At 65.0% G+C, this 15,740-nt stretch carries 16 protein-coding genes; 11 read left to right on the top strand and 5 right to left on the bottom strand.

Annotated elements, in window-relative coordinates; all coding sequences use genetic code 11:
* Positions 1–54: 54 nt before the first annotated feature.
* The 4 genes from IC66_RS0105145 to IC66_RS0105130 form a co-directional block, all read right to left on the bottom strand.
* Positions 55–972 carry a branched-chain amino acid ABC transporter permease gene (locus tag IC66_RS0105145; protein WP_028139755.1) on the bottom strand — a complete coding sequence of 306 codons (918 nt, stop codon included), beginning with the start codon at positions 970–972 and terminating at the stop codon, positions 55–57.
* 299 nt (positions 973–1,271) lie between these two features.
* Positions 1,272–1,490: a hypothetical protein gene (locus tag IC66_RS0105140; protein WP_038946890.1), complete on the bottom strand. Its 219-nt coding sequence runs from the start codon at positions 1,488–1,490 to the stop codon at positions 1,272–1,274.
* A 1-nt stretch (position 1,491) separates the two neighbouring features.
* Positions 1,492–2,151 (bottom strand): acyl-homoserine-lactone synthase, encoded by a 660-nt coding sequence (locus IC66_RS0105135; protein ID WP_038946889.1) that lies wholly within the window; start codon positions 2,149–2,151, stop codon positions 1,492–1,494.
* 82 nt (positions 2,152–2,233) lie between these two features.
* Positions 2,234–2,962 (bottom strand): helix-turn-helix transcriptional regulator, encoded by a 729-nt coding sequence (locus tag IC66_RS0105130; protein ID WP_028139752.1) that lies wholly within the window; start codon positions 2,960–2,962, stop codon positions 2,234–2,236.
* A 165-nt stretch (positions 2,963–3,127) separates the two neighbouring features.
* On the opposite strand from IC66_RS0105130, the gene IC66_RS47595 reads away from it, so the two are divergent.
* The 10 genes from IC66_RS47595 to IC66_RS0105080 all read left to right on the top strand — a co-directional run bounded on the left by IC66_RS47595 (position 3,128) and on the right by IC66_RS0105080 (position 13,305).
* Positions 3,128–3,304, top strand: a complete 177-nt coding sequence (locus IC66_RS47595) for a hypothetical protein (RefSeq protein ID WP_085968000.1) — start codon at positions 3,128–3,130, stop codon at positions 3,302–3,304.
* A 381-nt stretch (positions 3,305–3,685) separates the two neighbouring features.
* Positions 3,686–4,624, top strand: coding sequence for a LysR family transcriptional regulator (locus IC66_RS0105120; RefSeq protein WP_028139751.1), 939 nt, complete (start codon positions 3,686–3,688; stop codon positions 4,622–4,624).
* Positions 4,625–4,767: 143 nt separating this feature from the next.
* A complete protein-coding gene (locus IC66_RS0105115; RefSeq protein WP_038946888.1) occupies positions 4,768–5,646 on the top strand; it encodes a shikimate dehydrogenase in 879 nt (292 codons plus the stop codon).
* Positions 5,647–5,704: 58 nt separating this feature from the next.
* On the top strand, positions 5,705–6,835 hold the full coding sequence (locus IC66_RS0105110; protein WP_018316871.1) for an ABC transporter substrate-binding protein: 1,131 nt from the start codon (positions 5,705–5,707) through the stop codon (positions 6,833–6,835).
* Between the two features lie 187 nt (positions 6,836–7,022).
* A complete protein-coding gene (locus tag IC66_RS0105105) occupies positions 7,023–7,898 on the top strand; it encodes a branched-chain amino acid ABC transporter permease (RefSeq protein WP_038946887.1) in 876 nt (291 codons plus the stop codon).
* A complete protein-coding gene (locus tag IC66_RS0105100; protein ID WP_038946885.1) occupies positions 7,895–8,893 on the top strand; it encodes a branched-chain amino acid ABC transporter permease in 999 nt (332 codons plus the stop codon). The genes IC66_RS0105105 and IC66_RS0105100 overlap by 4 nt, the downstream gene beginning before the upstream one ends.
* Positions 8,890–9,633 carry an ABC transporter ATP-binding protein gene (locus IC66_RS0105095; protein WP_038946884.1) on the top strand — a complete coding sequence of 248 codons (744 nt, stop codon included), beginning with the start codon at positions 8,890–8,892 and terminating at the stop codon, positions 9,631–9,633. The genes IC66_RS0105100 and IC66_RS0105095 overlap by 4 nt, the downstream gene beginning before the upstream one ends.
* Positions 9,634–9,644: 11 nt before the next feature.
* A complete protein-coding gene (locus IC66_RS0105090) occupies positions 9,645–10,382 on the top strand; it encodes an ABC transporter ATP-binding protein (RefSeq protein ID WP_038946883.1) in 738 nt (245 codons plus the stop codon).
* Positions 10,379–11,437, top strand: coding sequence for a Gfo/Idh/MocA family protein (locus IC66_RS0105085; protein WP_038946881.1), 1,059 nt, complete (start codon positions 10,379–10,381; stop codon positions 11,435–11,437). The genes IC66_RS0105090 and IC66_RS0105085 overlap by 4 nt, the downstream gene beginning before the upstream one ends.
* Positions 11,434–13,305, top strand: a complete 1,872-nt coding sequence (locus IC66_RS0105080; protein ID WP_038946880.1) for a bifunctional sugar phosphate isomerase/epimerase/4-hydroxyphenylpyruvate dioxygenase family protein — start codon at positions 11,434–11,436, stop codon at positions 13,303–13,305. Before IC66_RS0105085 ends, IC66_RS0105080 begins: the two co-directional genes overlap by 4 nt.
* A 177-nt stretch (positions 13,306–13,482) precedes the next feature.
* Here the strand turns inward: IC66_RS0105080 and IC66_RS0105075 are convergent, their stop codons facing one another.
* A complete protein-coding gene (locus tag IC66_RS0105075; RefSeq protein ID WP_026201746.1) occupies positions 13,483–14,655 on the bottom strand; it encodes an ABC transporter substrate-binding protein in 1,173 nt (390 codons plus the stop codon).
* A 300-nt stretch (positions 14,656–14,955) separates the two neighbouring features.
* On the opposite strand from IC66_RS0105075, the gene IC66_RS0105070 reads away from it, so the two are divergent.
* A partial coding sequence (locus IC66_RS0105070; RefSeq protein WP_038946879.1) for an NAD(P)/FAD-dependent oxidoreductase occupies positions 14,956–15,740 on the top strand: 785 nt, incomplete at its 3' end.

Below are 15,740 nucleotides of genomic sequence, written 5' to 3'. Positions count from 1 at the left end.
GCAGGAGCCCCGCCAGCATCAGGGCCGTGACGGCCTTGCTCACAGTGAAAGACTTCATCGACGGTTGGCCGGAAACAGCCCCTCCGGCCGTACCACCAGCACGATCGCCATCAGCAGGTAGATCAGCATGGAGGACAGCGCGGGCGCGGCGGTGGAGGCAGCGGCGCCGCTCAGCACCTGTCGCAGCAGATTAGGCAGGAAGGCGCGGCCGAGCGTGTCGATCATGCCGACGAAGATCGCGGCCAGGAACGCACCGCGGATCGAGCCGATGCCGCCGATCACGATGATGACGAAAGCGAGGATCAGGATGTTCTCGCCCATGCCGATCTGCACAGTGAGGATCGGCGCCTGCATCAGGCCGGCAAGGCCGGCGAGCGCGGCGCCCAGGCCGAACACCAGCGTGTAGAGCAGCTTGATGTTGATGCCGAGCGCGCCGATCATCTCGCGGTTGGAGGCGCCGGCGCGGATCAGCATGCCGATGCGGGTGCGCATCACGCCGAGATAGAGCAGCAGCGCCACCAGCAGCGCCACCACGATGATGGCGAGCCGATAGGCGGGGTAGTGTATGCCGGGCAGGATCGGCACCGGCACCGTGAGCCAGGCCGGCAGCGGCAGCGCAAGGCCGGCCGGGCCCCAGATCAGCCGCACGGCTTCGTTGAAGAACAGGATCAGGCCGAAGGTCGCCAGCACATGGTCGAGATGGTCGCGGCCATAGAGATGCCGTAGCGCGCTCATCTCCAGCACGATGCCGAGCACCAGCGTGGCCCCCAGCGCCATCAGCGCCCCGAGCAGGAAGCTGCCGGTCCACGCCGCGAAGGTCGCGGCGAAATAGGCGCCCATCATATAGAGCGAGCCGTGCGCGAGGTTGACGAGATCCATGATGCCGAACACCAGCGTCAGGCCGGCGGCGAGCAGGAACAGCAGCAGGCCGAACTGCAACCCGTTCAGGAACTGTTCGACGACGAGCAGCATCAAGACTCTTTCAGGCGCACGCGGTGTCGCGCCGATGTTCGAACACGTTCGCCATCAGTGAAAGAGCTCCCCCTGCCTGTTCAAGGCGGAAAAATGGGTAATGGCAGTATCGTTCCGAGGCAAGAGCGATTCGACACCAAACATGCACTTTGTTGCATGCCGATGCATGTGATCGAGACGCTCCTGCAAGAAAGCTGCCGTGCCGGCCGGGGCAACCTGCCGCACCCAAACGATGACCCTCTCGCCGGCGGGCCGGCGAGAGGGTGCGACTTCGTCAGAATGTAAGGAAGGATTGCGTCCTAGTGCGACGTCATCTGCTGGGGAAGATCGTCCGGTTCGGCGAGCACGCTGTTGGCCGTCGAGGCCTCCAGCGCCGCCATCCGGAACAGATAGGCGAGCGTCGTCAATCCGGTGTCTTCCGCCATCTGCGCCAGCTCGAGCGCCATGTCCGACATGTAGCCGAGATCATCGTCCCTGATCTGCGCCATGATCTGGCTGTCCCGCATCATGTTCGACATCTCAGGCGCTCTTTCGTTGCGCGGCAGCAGCGCCGCAGAGGTTGGCACGGGCGACGGCGTCCAGACGCGGGCCGTCCTGGCGCACGACCGAGGTCATGCCGATACGATCGTGCAGGGCATCGAGGGTCTCGCGACGAATGTCGATGGTCGCCGCCATGGTCCATGCATTCTCCACCAGAGCGGGCAGGCCCAGCGGGGTCACCATGAAGCCGGCCTCGTGAAAGCGCGGCAGCCACCAGGTCTCCATGATCGCGCTGACCTGCGCGATCCCCTGATTGAGGCAGAACTCCTGCACCGCCGCCATCAGTTGCAGGTTGAGCGCGCCGTCGCGGCGATCACGCACGACGAAGTAGCGCGACCATTCCCAGACCAGCGGATCCGCGGGGCAGCCGCGCACCGACGCCAGGTGCGGGAACACCTCGCTCATCATCGAGGGCTTGGTCGTCGGGTAGAGCCGGTGGCCACCGATGACGCGCCGCCCCTCCAGCGCAAGCAGATAGACGGTATCCTCGTCGTCATAGGAATCGATCTCGCGGCAATCCGGCCTGCGTAGCGTCTCCCAGCGCCGCTCCTCGACGAAGATATCGTGGCGCAACCGGAAATGCTGCTCGATCACGTCTTCATAAAGGTGACGATTTACCGCAGAAATGGCGTGAATCATGAAAACCCCCAATCATCCTCAATGGGGGCAGACTCTGCCAAAAGAGCCGGATTCGATATTGGGAAATTTCCCAGTACGGCGCTTACGGATTGATGATCTTGTTCCGAATCGCCAGCGCCACCGCATGCGTGCGGTTGACGGCACCGAGCTTGCGCGCGGCAGTTGCAAGATGCTCTTCCGCGGTGCGCTGCGTGATGTGCAGGATCTCACCGATCTCCCAGGCCGACTTGCCCTGCGAGGCCCAGGAGATCACCTCGCGCTCGCGCGGGGTGAGGCGCGTCGAGGGATAAGGCGCCGGCTCGAGCAGACGGCGAATGTGGTCGAAGCCATACATCGCCATCAGATGCAGTGCCGGCTTGCTGCGCGGATTGAGGTCGAGATGAACGCCGCCAAGCGACACCGCGGCTTCATAGCCGGTGAGCCCGTGGATCGGCACGATGAAGCCCCGCGACATCCGAAAATCGGTGGCGCGGTTCATCACCTCGGCCGCGTTCGGCTCGAGTTCGGCGTCATAAGGTGCTTCCGACCATTCGAACGGATTGACCGATTGCCGGCACAGCCGCACCACCGGATCGAAGCGGTCGTAATTGTTCTGCGTGTAGAGGCTGAACCAGCCCGCCGGCCAGCGCTTGGCAAGCACCATCTGCGCAAACCGCTGGTCGGGATTGGGCAATCCCGTCACGATGATGGTTTCGAAGCCGAAGCGACCGAACGCCGTCTCGAGCGCATTCATGGCATCGGGCACCTTGCGATAGGTCCCCAAGCCTTCAATGAAGTCGAGCGCCTCCCGGCCATAATCCACGGCGGACATCAGTGCGTTTCCTGACTCTCGCCGTTCCGTATAGCACGTATTTGGGGACTGCCTCAATTCGCTGCGGCCGTAGTTTCCCGGTGCTCATCCGCCCTGAAGATTTAAACTACTTGTGGCAGAATTGACGTCACGATACACCTGAGCGACCGAAGCGGGAACACCACGATGGAAGACGAGGACATCGCCCTCAACAGCGTGCTCGGCCTGGAATTGAACCGCGTGTTTTTCGCCGTCCGCGAAACGGCCAACAAGCAGAAGATCATCGAGTTCGCGCGCGCGGTGCTGGAAGGCGAGCGCGAGGAGCTGGCCGAGAGCGTATTGCCGGAAGAGCCGGCGAGCTAGAACGCGGCTGCGCTAGACGACGCCGACGAGACAGGTCGCGCAACGATGCAGCCCCTGCCATTCGAATGGGCCGATTTTAGAAAACAGTCTGACAGCGAAGTTACTCTTATTGGAGAAGCTGGCGAGCCCGGCCGGGCTCTCGTGCCCCGGTCGCAGCGCAGCGTCTCCTTGACGATGCGCCGGAGAGGCGGGCCCACCTATCCGCAGCTTACCCTCTGACTTTCCGGGTCCCGGCTCTGCGCAGCAGCGTTTCACGCTGCAGCGCATCCGGGACACGAGAGCGACTTCCCTGCCCATCCACATCCACACACTTGCCGCTGGATGACATCGCGGCTCTCGTGAGATGATCGCCGCCGCGATCCTCTCTCGGGTGCCAAGAACATGATGACGCTGCGCCAGGTTGAAGTGATCCGTGCCGTGATGGTGACGGGCACCATCGGCGGTGCGGCGAAGCTGCTCAACGTCTCTGCGCCGGGGATCAGCCGCCTCGTCAAATACACCGAGCGCTCGCTCGGCATCCGCTTCTTCCAGCGCCAGAACGGACGTTACTTCCCGACGCCGGAAGCCGAGAACATCTTCGAGCAGATCAACGGCGTCTACAAGAAGGTCGACGATCTCTCCGAGATCATCTCCAAGATCGGCCGCGGCGGCCTGTCGGAGCTGCGCATCGGCTCGGTGCCGAGCATCTCGCAGGTGATGGTGCCGCGCGCGATCGAGCGCGTCCGGCGCCGCTATCCCGATCTCGGCATCGACATCAACATCCTCAAGCTCGAGGAGGCCATCGACTATCTCATGCTCGGCCGCGGCGAGTGCGTGGCGATGAGCTACCGGCTGGAGCATTCCGGGCTCGACTTCATGCCGCTGGCCTCGGGCGAGCTGTACTGCATCGTGCCGCCGGGGCATGAGCTCGCCGGCCGCAAGCAGGTCTCGGCCGCCGAGATCACCCGCTATCCGCTGATCGGCATCGATCCCAACGATCCCTACGGCCGGATCATGGCCGAGATCTTTGCGCGCAACCGTCTCGCCTACAACATCACCATCCGCGCGCGCTTCGGCACCACGGTCTGCGCGCTGGTGAAGGCGGGCCTCGGCATCGCCATCATCGACCAGTTCACGGTGGCTCACGGCGGCTATCCCGGGATCGAGCTTCTGAAGATCACCGAGCCGACGCGGTTCGACACTTACATCGCGGTCAAGCGCGGCGCGCCGCTGTCGCTCCATGCCGAGTCTTTCATCGAGTCGCTGCGCGCCGAGATGCGCGCGGTCGAGCCGTCCCGCGGCAACGGCAAGGCCGGCGGCGCGCGCGGACGGAAGAAATAACATCATGTTAGGTTTGCCGGATAAAAGGGTAATTGTGTTAGGCGAGGGAAAGGCTATCGTCGCACCTGGAACTGCCCTTGGACTTGCGGGATTTCCCCGCTAATGGCCGGGACCGAACGCTCCCTTTGAGACGACAGCGAACCATGTCCAAGCGCGGATACGCCGCCAGCAAGAAGCTCCTCACCGGCCTGATCGGCGCGCCGATCGCACATTCCGCGTCCCCCGCCATGCATGAGCGCGCTGCCGAGGCGCTTGGCCTGCGCGGCCACTACCAGCTCATCGAGGTCGCCGGCGCCGATGCGGCCGGGCTTCGCATGATGCTCGAGGGCGTGCGGCGGCTCGGCTTTGCCGGCGTCAACGTCACCTACCCCTACAAGGAGGCAGTGGTCCCGCTGCTCGACGAGCTGGCGCCGGGCGCAGCCAGCATGGGCGCGGTCAACACCGTCGTCGTCAGGGACGGCCGCCTGACCGGCCACAACACCGACACCACGGGCTTTGCCCGCGCGGTGGCGCCGCTGCTGGCGCCCGCGGGGAATGCCGTTGCGGTGATCGGCGCCGGCGGCGTCGGCAAGGCGATCGCGTTTGCGCTGGCGAGCCTGAAAGTGTCCGACATCCGCGTCTTCGACAGTGAGCCGGCGCGCGCGGCGGCGCTCGTCTCCCTGCTTGCGCCGCGGGGCGGCGCAAGGATCGCCGCAAGCGTCGAGGATGCGCTGGGCGGCGCAACCGGTCTCGTCAACGGCACGCCGGTCGGCATGCTGCCGAACCGGGGCATGCCGGTCACCGCCAATTTGCTGCATGAAAAGCTCTGGGTGGCGGACGCCGTCTATTCGCCCTTGATCACGCCGCTGCTGGCGGCGGCACAAGCCAAGGGCGCGCGGATCATGACCGGGCGGGAGCTCGCGATCTACCAGGCGGCCGACGCTTTCGAACTGTTCACGGGCCTTGCCCCATCGACCGAGGTCATGGGAGAGGCATTCGACGAGGTGATGGCGGCACGAAGCTCGGCCTATCACGCAGCGTAAACCAAAGCGGCCGACACAAGGCCGCGGACAATTTCGACGAAAAATGGGAGGAGAAACCATGAAATCGACCCTGCTGGCAGGCGCCCTGCTTGCCTTCGCGACTGCAACCAGCGTCCACGCCCAGGCCATCAAGCTCGCCAACGTCGCCGAGCTCTCCGGCGGCGGCGCCACCGTCGGCACCAACTGGAAGAACGGCATCGACCTCGCGATCGAGGAGATCAACGCCAAGGGCGGCGTGCTCGGCCGCAAGCTGGAAGTCAGCCATGCCGACTCGCAATCCAACCCCGGCGTCGCCCGCGCCCAGGTGCAGAAGGCGCTCGACGCCGAGCCCTATGTGCTGCTCGGGCCCGGCTACTCCGGCTCGGTCAAGGTCACCGCGCCGCTCGCCGCCGAAGCGGGCATCGCGCAGATCATGGGCGGCGAAGCCGCCGAATTGACGCAGGCCGGAAACAAATTCCTGTTCCGCACCTCGTTCGGCCAGCAATCCTCGATGCCGAAGGTCGCGAAATACATCCATGACGAGATGAAGGCGAAGACGGTCGCGGTGGTCTGGGTCAACAACGACTTCGGCCGCGGCGGCCGCGACGTCGTCGTCAAGGAGCTCGACCGGCTCGGCTCCAAGGTGGTCGCCGACCTCTCGACCGAGGCGGGCCAGGCCGATTTCGCCGCCGACGTCGGCAAGATCAAGGCTGCCAATCCGGACGCCGTGTTCGTCTACCTGAACGAGGAGGAGAGCGCGCGCATCCTGAAGGAGCTGAAGCGCCAGGGCGTCACCGCGCCGCTGATGGGCGAGACCACGCTGATCGGCCAGAAGGTGATCGAGCTCGCCGGCGACGCCGCCAACGGCGCACGCGGCCATGTCGGCCTCACCACCGATGCCCCGGTCGACCTGATCAAGGCGTTCCGCGAGAAATTTTCCAAGAAGTACAATTACGTGCCCGACCATAACGGCCTGAAGGGCTATCTCGCCGTCTACATGGTGAAAGCCACCACCGAGAAGATGGGCAAGGTCGACCCGAAGAAGTTTGCCGAGACGCTGCACGGTCTCACCATCAAGGCCGCGGACGAGCCGGGCATCCTGATGGACGTCACCTTCAGCGACACCGGCGACATCGACCGCCAGAGTTTTCTGGTCGAGGTGGTCGAAGGCAAGCAGGTGGTGAAGCAGGTGCTGCCCAAGGTGAAGTGAGGAACGTGGTCTTTCACCTCTCCCCGCTTGCGGGGAGAGGTCGGATCGCATCGTAGATGCGATCCGGGTGAGGGGGAGCCTCCGCGAGTCCGACTGTCAGCGACCCCGCGGAGACTCCCCCTCACCCCAACCTCTCCCCGCAAGCGGGGAGAGGGGGAAGACAGAGCGAGGGACACGAGGGGAGAAAATGTCCAATCTGTTCGATCTTCTGGTCGCGGGACTGGCCACCGGCGCGATCTATGCGCTGGTCGCGGTCGGCTTCACGCTGCTGTGGCAGACCTCGCAGACCATCAATTTCGCGCAAGGCGAGTTCGTGATGCTGCCGGCGTTCCTGATGCTGGCGGCGATGCATGCCGGCGCGCCGTTCTGGCTCGCGATCATCCTCGGCATCCTCTTGTCGATGATCCTGCTCGGACTCGGCTTCAAGCTGCTGCTGGTCGACCCGATGATGCGCCACGGCGTGCTGCCGCTGGCGATTGCGACGATGGCGCTGGCGATCGGCCTCAAGGAGGCCGTCAAACAATTCTTCAGCGCCGAGGCCTCGCCCTTCCCGTCGATCGTGCCGACCGGTGACATCTCCATCCTCGGCCACGCGGTATCGCTGCAAAGCATCGGCGTGCTCGTCGTCGCCATCGTTGCGGTGTTCGGCCTGACTGCGCTGCTCAATCGCACCTCGCTCGGCCACCAGATGCAGGCGGCGGCGCAGAACCCGACGGTGGCACGCATCATCGGCGTGCCGGTCGAGCGCATGATCTTGCTGACCTTCCTGATCAACGCCTTCCTGGTCGCACTGGCTTCGCTTTTGATCACACCGATCTACCTCGCAAAATTCTCGTCCGGCGAGGTGCTGGGCCAGGCCGCCTTCATCGCGGCGATCGTCGGCGGCTTCAACCAGGTCCGCGGCGCGATCGCCGGCGGCCTCTTGATCGGCGTGCTCGACAATCTCGCGGCCGCCTATGTCTCGACGCAGTACCGCGCCGCCGTGCCGATGATCTTCCTGATCGCCGTCATCCTGTTCCGGCCGCAAGGACTGCTCGGCCGCGCCGAGGAGCGCACGGTATGATCAGCTTCGGCAAACCTCTGAAGATCGCGCTCGGCCTGATCGTCATCGCCGGCCTGATCATCGTCCCCATGAACTTCAACCGCTACGGCCTGTTCATCCTGAGCCAGTGGGCGGTGATGACCATCGCTGCGATGGGCCTCAACCTCACGCTCGGCTATGCCGGCCAGGTCTCGCTGGCGCAGGGCGCCTTCGTCGGCATCGGCGCCTATGCGGCGGCGATCATGACCACCCATGGCTGGCCGCTGCCGGCGGCGATCGTCGTCGCCATCGTGCTCAGCTTCGCGGTCGGCTGGGTGCTCGGCTATCCCGCGCTGCGCGTGCAGCATCACTACCTCGCCTTCGTCACCCTGGCCTTCTCCACCCTCGCCTTCCTGGTGTTCCGCAACGAGAGCTGGCTCACCGGCGGCATCTACGGCATCTCCAACATCCCGCGTCCGCATATCTTCGGTTTCGCGACCAACAAGCCGCTGCCGTTCTACTACGTCTGCCTCGGCTCGCTCGGGATCGTGTCGCTGGCGGTGTGGTGGCTGATTCGCTCGCCCTGGGGCCGAGCCTTCATGGCGCTACGCGAGAACCCGCTGCGCGCGCAATCGCTCGGCATCGACACCCGCCGCTACACGCTGATGGCGTTCGCGATCGGCTCGGCGCTCGGCGGCGTCGCCGGCGCGCTCTATGCGCCGCTCACGCAATACATCGATCCCGTGCCCTTCAACCTGTCGCTCTCGCTCGACCTTCTGATGATGGTGATCGTCGGCGGCGCGGGCTTTTATTTCGGTCCCTTCCTCGGTGCGATGATCGCGGTGCTGCTGCCGGAATGGCTGCGCTTCACCGAAGGCTATTATCTGATGCTCTACGCGGTGGCGGTGATGCTGCTCCTGATCTGGTCGCCGACCGGCATTCTGGGAATCCTCGACCGCTATCTCGCCGAGCGCCGCACCAAGGCTGCCTCCGCGCTGCGCGCCGTCGCAAAATCCCGCCTGGAGACGGTGCAATGAGTGCGGTCCTCGAAGTCACCGATATCAAGAAGAACTTTGGCGGTATCAGCGCCGTCGACGGCGTCTCCTTCGACGTGCGCGAGGGCGAGATCCTTGGCCTGATCGGTCCGAACGGCTGCGGCAAGTCCACGCTGTTCAACTGCATCCTCGGCCAGCTCACCCCGTCAGGCGGCGAGGTCAAGCTCGACGGCAAACTCGTCACGGGCCTCCGCCCCTCCGAGCTCAACAAGTTAGGGGTCAGCCGCACTTTCCAGCTGCTGCAGGTGTTTCCAAAGCTCTCGGTGCGCGAGAACCTGATCCTCGCGGGCCAGGAGCACCAGGGCAACATGGCCTCGCGCCTGGTCGGCCGCTCCGATGCCGGGTTGACCGAGACTGCCAACCAGATGATCGGTTTCTTCAAGCTCGATCATCTCGCCGACGAGCCGGCCGGCGGATTGTCCTATGGCCAGCAGAAGCTGCTCGACGCCGCCATGGCCTTCATGGGCGGCCCGCGCCTGGTGCTGCTCGACGAGCCCGCCGGCGGCGTCAACCCGTCGATGCTGGCTGACCTGAAGGACCGCCTGGTCGCAATCAACCGCGAGAAGAACGCCACCTTCGTCGTGATCGAGCACAACATGGAGTTCGTGATGTCGCTGTGCTCGCGCGTGATGGTGATGGCGGAAGGCAAGGTGCTGGCGATGGGGCGGCCGGACGAGGTGCGCAAGAACCCCGCCGTGATCGAAGCCTATTTGGGTCATTGAAGGAGCCGACCATGAGCGAGCCAATCCTCTCGGTTCACAATCTCGTCGGCGGCTACGGCAAGATGACGATCTTGAACGGCACGACCTTTGCCGTGCCGGAGGCCACGATCACCACGATCATCGGCCCCAACGGCGCCGGCAAGTCCACCGTGTTCAAGGCGATCTTCGGCCTGTTGAAGCTGCGCGAGGGCAAGATCAGCTTTGCCGGCCGCGACGTCACCAATTTGAGCCAGCGCGCGCTGCTCAATGCCGGCATCTGCTATGTGCCGCAGGGCCGCAACATCTTCCCCGAGCTGTCGGTGCGCCACAATATCGAGCTCGGCGGCGTCGCCGCCGGCAAGGGCCTCGACCTGCCCGCGCGGATCGAGGCCGCGCTTGACCTGTTCCCGGCGCTGCGGCGGAAGTCGACGCAGCAGGCCTCCACGCTGTCCGGCGGCGAGCAGAAGCAGCTCGAGATCGCCCGCTCGCTGCTGCTCGAGCCAAAACTGGTGCTGATCGACGAGCCCTCGATCGGCCTGTCGCCGCTGATGGTGCAGCAGACCTTCGACATCCTCAAGAGCCTGCGCGACCGCGGCGTCACCATCCTGATGATCGAGCAGAACGCGCGCTCGGCGCTGGAGATCTCCGACATCGGCATCGTGCTCGAGCTCGGTCAGACCCGCATGGTTGACGACGCCAAGCGCATCCTGAACGATCCCCGCATCGGCCAGCTCTTTCTCGGGGGAGCCATGGAGGAGAGCGCGGCATGAGTGCGCGAATGCGCATCGCCGTCGCCGGCGCCGGCCTGATCGGCCGCCGCCATGCCGAACTGATCGCGACCTCGGCGGACTGCGTGCTGGCCGGCATTGCCGACCCCACGCCTGCGGCCAAGGAATTCGCGCAAGCACGCAACGCACCCTGGCACGCCGATCATCGCGCATTGCTGGAGCAGGAAAAGCCCGACGGACTGATCATCGCCTCGCCCAACGCGCTGCATCTTCAGATGGCGCTCGACTGCGCAGAGGCCGGCGTGCCCGCGCTTATCGAGAAGCCGGTCACCGACAGCGTCGCAGCGGCACGTCGGCTCTGCGAGGCGGTCAAGCGCAGCGGCGTGCCCATGCTGGTCGGCCATCATCGCCGCCACAATCCCATCATCAAGGCCGCCCGCGAGGCCATCGCAGCCGGCAAGCTCGGCCAGCTCACGGCCGTGGCCGGGCTGTGGCTGCTGAAGAAGCCCGACGATTACTTCGAGATCGCCTGGCGGCGCGAGCACGGCGGCGGGCCGCTGCTGATCAATCTGATCCACGACATCGACAATCTCCGCTTCATCTGCGGCGAGATCGCCGAGGTGCAGGCACTGACGTCGAACATGGTGCGCGGCTTTGCCGTCGAGGACACCGCCGGGCTGCTGCTGCGCTTCGCCAATGGGGCGCTCGGAACCATGACCGTTTCGGATGCGACGCCGGCGCCGTGGAGCTGGGAGCTGACCTCGGGCGAGAACGCGGCATACCCGAAGCAGGATCAGCCCTGCTACGTCTTCGCCGGCACGCGCGGGTCACTGTCGGTGCCGAATATGGAGCTGTGGTCCTACCCGCAAGATCCCGGCTGGCACGTGCCGCTGGTTCGCGAGCCCGTCGCACTCTCCACTTACGATCCACTCGTTGAACAGCTCCGGCATTTCCTGGCGGTGATCGCAGGCCGCGAACGGCCTCTGATTTCGGTCGAGGATGCGACAGCGACACTCGCCGTCGTCGAAGCCGTCAGCGAAGCGGCACGCACGGGCCGAAAAGTCTCACCGGGGCGGATCATGGAGCAGGCAACATGAACAAGCGCTCGATCGCAACCGTCTCCCTCTCCGGCGCTCTCGACGAGAAGCTCCGCGCCATCGCGTCCGCCGGCTTCGACGGGGTCGAGATCTTCGAGAACGATTTGCTGTCGTTCGGCGCCGGCCCGCGCGACATCGCGAAGCTCTGCAAGGATCTCAATCTCGAGATCTGCGCGTTTCAGCCGTTCCGCGATTTCGAGGGCATGCCGGAGCCGCAGCGCGCACGCAATTTTGCCCGCGCGGAACGCAAGTTCGATCTGATGCAGGAGCTCGGCACTGATTTGCTGCTGATCTGCTCCAACGTCTCGCCCGCCTCGCTCGGCGGCATCGATCGCGCCGCCGACGATTTTCGCGAGCTGGGCGAGCGCGCCGCCAGTCGGGGCTTGCGCGTCGGCTACGAGGCCTTGGCCTGGGGACGTCATGTCAACGACTATCGCGACGCCTGGGAGATCGTGCGCCGCGCCGATCATCCCGCGATCGGAATCATCCTCGACAGCTTCCACGCGCTGGCGCCGGGCCTTCCGACCCGCGCGATGGCCTCGATTCCCGGCGACAAGATTTTTCTGGTGCAGCTTGCCGACGCACCAAAGCTCGAGCTCGATATCCTGTCGTGGAGCCGGCATTTCCGCTCCTTCCCCGGCCAGGGCGATCTGCCGGTCGGTGAGTTCATGGCGGCGATCGCGGCGACCGGCTATGCCGGGCCGCTGTCACTGGAGATCTTCAACGACCAGTTCCGCGCCGGCTCGGCCGCGCAGACCGCGCTCGACGGCCTGCGCTCGCTGATCCTGCTGGAGGACCAGCTTGCGCCGGATTGGCCGAGATTCGCCGCCGAACCGCTGGCACCGAAAGCGAAGAGCCGCGGCACCGGGTTCATCGAGTTTGCCGTCAACGAGACCAAGGCCAGCGAGCTCGCCCGCCTGTTGGCGCAGCTCGGCTTCCGCAAGTCCGGCGCGCATCGCAGCAAGGCGGTGGAGCGCTGGTCGCAGGGCAAGGTCGAGCTCGTCATCAACAGCGAAACCGACGGCTTTGCGCATTCGCATTATGTGACGCACGGCCCCGGCGTCTGCGCGATTGCGCTCGATGTCGACAATGCCGGCCTTGCCATGCAGCGTGCGGAGATGTTGAAGGCGCGCACCTTCTACCAGCCGGTCGGGCCGGGCGAGCTCGAAATCCCGGCGATCCACGGCGTCGGCGGCAGCCTGCTGTATTTCCTCGACCAGGCCGGCAAGAACTGGGACACGGATTTCGAGCCTGTTGCGAGCGACAAAGGCGCGGACGCGCTGCTCGCCGTCGATCACATCGCGCAGTCGATGCCCTATGACGAGATGCTGTCCTGGCTGTTGTTCTACACCGGCATCCTCGACCTCAAGCGCCTGCCGCAGATGGAGATCGCCGATCCCCGAGGCCTGGTGCAGAGCCAGGCCATCATCAACGCCGACCAGAGCCTGCGCTTCGTGCTCAACGGCTCCTCCGCCAACCGGACGTTGCCGGCACGCTTCATCTCGGAGTTCTTCGGCTCGGGCGTGCAGCACGTCGCATTCTCGTGCCGGGACATTTTTGCGACGGTCGCGGAGATGCGCAAGCGCGGCGCGGATTTCCTGGATATCCCCGACAATTACTACGACGACATCGAAGCCAAATACGACCTCGCGCCCGAGCTGATGGCGCAGCTGCGCGCCAACCACATCCTCTACGACCGCGAGGGCGACGGCGAGTTCTTCCAGGTCTACACCCACATTTTCGACGAGCGGTTCTTCTTCGAGATCGTCGAGCGCAGGGATTATCAGGGGTTCGGTGCGGCCAATGCCGGGATCAGGCTCGCAGCCCAGGCCCGCGAAGTGCGGCCCGCGAGCATGCCAAGGGTGTAGGCACTTCTTCCCCTCGCCCCTTGTGGGAGAGGGTGGCTCGCCGCAAAGCGGCGAGACGGGTGAGGGGTCTCTATCCGTGCGATCAACTCTCGCAGGGAATCTGCGGAGAGATACCCCTCATCCGGCGCTTCGCGCCACCTTCTCCCACAAGGGGAGAAGGGGCAACGTCGCTTGTAGCTACTTCATCTTGCACTTGTCGTGGAAACGATCCTGGTCGTTCTCCACGATGGTCGCGACCGTCTTCAGCGAGAGCTGGCCTTCGGCGTCCTTCACGACGTCCTGGAGATAGAAGCTCTGCACCGGGATGTGGTTCTTGCCGTATTTGAACGCGCCGCGCAGCGACTTGAAGTTGGCCTTCTCCATCTCGGCCTTCATTGCGTCCTTCTTGCTGGTGTCGCCCTTCACCGCGACCACCGCGCTGTTGATGAGCTGGGCGGCGTCATAGGATTGCGCGCCGTAATAGGTCGGGCGCAGGCCGGGATATTTCTTGCGGTAGTCGGCGACGAAGCGCTTGTTCTGCTCGTTCGGGAGGTCGTTGACCCATTCCTGCGCGCCGGGCACGCCGAGCGCGTTCTCCTTCTGCAGCGGCAGCGAGAGCTCGTCCACCGTGAAGGCGGTGTAGAGCGGCATCGTGCTCTTCAGGCCGGCCTGCGCATATTGATTGAGGAACTGCACGCCGGCGGCGCCCGGATAGAACACGAAGATCGACTCCGCGCCCGAGGCGCGCGCCTTGGAGAGTTCGGCTGAGAAATCGAGCTGGCTCGGCCACACCGTGTATTCCTCGCCCTTGATCTCGCCCTTGAACGTGTTCTTCAGGCCCGCGAGCATGTCCTTGCCGGCCGCGTAGTTCGGCCCGATCAGGAACACGCTCTTGACGCCTTTCTGGTTCATGTAGAGGCCCATAGCCTGCGGCGTCTGGTCGTTCTGCCAGGAGGTCGAGAACACGTAAGGCGAACAGAGTTCGCCGGCGAGCTGCGACGGGCCGGCGTTGGCCGAGATCAGGAAGGTCTGCGAGTCGACCGCGGTCTTCAGCGAGGCCAGCAGCACGTTCGACCAGATGTAGCCGACGATGAAATCGACCTTGTCGGACTGCACCAGCTTCTCGGTCTTCTGCTTGCCGACATCGGGCTTCTGCCCGTCATCCTCGTAGATGACCTCGACCGGCTTGCCGTCCATCTTGCGGCCCATGTGATCCAGCGCGAGCTCGAAGGAGTTGCGCATATCGTTGCCGATCACGGCGGTCGGGCCGCTGAAGGTCGAAACGAAACCGATCTTGATGGTGTCGCCGGCGAATGCCGGGCTCGCCAGCACCAGCGCCGCTGCGCCCGCCAGCCAGAATGCCGTCCTCATAACCACTCCCCTCCTTATTATCGGTCCCGGAAAACGGGGTGATCGCCGCCCCGGGCCTGTCTCTATTGAACGCAAAATCTGTCGCGCCGCCAATGGCTCAGCGCCCGCCCCTGCACCATATTTCGCCCCAATCGGCGATGGCAAGAAATATAATTCTACTTACTTAGATCAACCCTGCGGCGCTTTTTCGCGCCCGATCGATACATCCGGCCTATGCGGCGATTGATGACAGCTATTGGACCGCAGCGTCCGATCCGCACTTAAATGGGGATGTGGAGCAGCGAGATTCGAGGGCACATCATGACCACGACACCGCATCGCGTCGTCATCGTCGGCGCCGGCTTCGGCGGGCTGGAGGCGACCTACCGGCTTGCGGGTGCGCCGGTCGAGATCACGCTGATCGACCGCCGCAACCATCATCTGTTCCAGCCGCTGCTCTATCAGGTCGCAACCGCCTCGCTCGCCACCAGTGAGATCGCCTGGCCGATCCGCCACCTGATGCGAGACAGGCCCGAGGTGACGACGCTGTTCGCGACGGTCAGCGGCGTCGACGCGGCAAGGCGCTGCGTGCTGATCGACGACGGCAGCGAGGTGCCCTACGACACGCTGGTGCTCGCCACCGGCGCGCGTCACGCCTATTTCGGCCACGACGAATGGGAGCAGTTCGCGCCGGGCCTGAAGACGCTGGAGGACGGCACCACGCTGCGCCGCCACATCCTGGTGGCGTTCGAGCGCGCCGAGCGCGAGACCGATCCGGCGAAGCGCGCGGCGCGGCTGACCTTCGTCATCGTCGGCGCCGGCCCCACCGGGGTCGAGCTCGCCGGCACCATCGCCGAGATGGCGCGTCACACCTTGCCCGGCGATTTCCGCAACATCGACACGACCAAGGCGCGCGTGGTGCTGATCGAGGCGGGGCCGCGCGTGCTCGCGGGCTTCGCCGACGATCTCTCGGCCTATGCGCAGGCCTCGCTGGAGAAGATCGGCGTCGAGGTCGTGCTGGGGCAGGCCGTCACCGAGATCAATCGTGAGGGCGTGGTATTCGGCGGCAAGCTGCTCGAGGCAAAGACCCGAATCTGGGCCGCCGG

Origin of the sequence: Bradyrhizobium genomosp. III (assembly GCF_000261705.1) — a bacterium.
Taxonomy (GTDB): domain Bacteria; phylum Pseudomonadota; class Alphaproteobacteria; order Rhizobiales; family Xanthobacteraceae; genus Bradyrhizobium; species Bradyrhizobium ottawaense.
The sequence above is the reverse complement of the archived record's forward strand: the minus strand, read 5'-3'. Positions and strand labels throughout refer to the sequence as shown.

Coding starts and splice junctions, on each gene's coding strand:
- IC66_RS0105135 (WP_038946889.1), bottom strand. CDS start 2,151: ATGATTCACGCCATTTCTGCGGTAAATCGTCACCTTTATGAAGACGTG.
- IC66_RS0105145 (WP_028139755.1), bottom strand. CDS start 972: ATGCTGCTCGTCGTCGAACAGTTCCTGAACGGGTTGCAGTTCGGCCTG.
- IC66_RS0105095 (WP_038946884.1), top strand. CDS start 8,890: ATGAGTGCGGTCCTCGAAGTCACCGATATCAAGAAGAACTTTGGCGGT.
- IC66_RS0105090 (WP_038946883.1), top strand. CDS start 9,645: ATGAGCGAGCCAATCCTCTCGGTTCACAATCTCGTCGGCGGCTACGGC.
- IC66_RS0105075 (WP_026201746.1), bottom strand. CDS start 14,655: ATGAGGACGGCATTCTGGCTGGCGGGCGCAGCGGCGCTGGTGCTGGCG.
- IC66_RS0105080 (WP_038946880.1), top strand. CDS start 11,434: ATGAACAAGCGCTCGATCGCAACCGTCTCCCTCTCCGGCGCTCTCGAC.
- IC66_RS0105130 (WP_028139752.1), bottom strand. CDS start 2,962: ATGTCCGCCGTGGATTATGGCCGGGAGGCGCTCGACTTCATTGAAGGC.
- IC66_RS0105100 (WP_038946885.1), top strand. CDS start 7,895: ATGATCAGCTTCGGCAAACCTCTGAAGATCGCGCTCGGCCTGATCGTC.
- IC66_RS0105115 (WP_038946888.1), top strand. CDS start 4,768: ATGTCCAAGCGCGGATACGCCGCCAGCAAGAAGCTCCTCACCGGCCTG.
- IC66_RS0105140 (WP_038946890.1), bottom strand. CDS start 1,490: ATGTCGAACATGATGCGGGACAGCCAGATCATGGCGCAGATCAGGGAC.
- IC66_RS0105120 (WP_028139751.1), top strand. CDS start 3,686: ATGATGACGCTGCGCCAGGTTGAAGTGATCCGTGCCGTGATGGTGACG.
- IC66_RS47595 (WP_085968000.1), top strand. CDS start 3,128: ATGGAAGACGAGGACATCGCCCTCAACAGCGTGCTCGGCCTGGAATTG.
- IC66_RS0105110 (WP_018316871.1), top strand. CDS start 5,705: ATGAAATCGACCCTGCTGGCAGGCGCCCTGCTTGCCTTCGCGACTGCA.
- IC66_RS0105105 (WP_038946887.1), top strand. CDS start 7,023: ATGTCCAATCTGTTCGATCTTCTGGTCGCGGGACTGGCCACCGGCGCG.
- IC66_RS0105085 (WP_038946881.1), top strand. CDS start 10,379: ATGAGTGCGCGAATGCGCATCGCCGTCGCCGGCGCCGGCCTGATCGGC.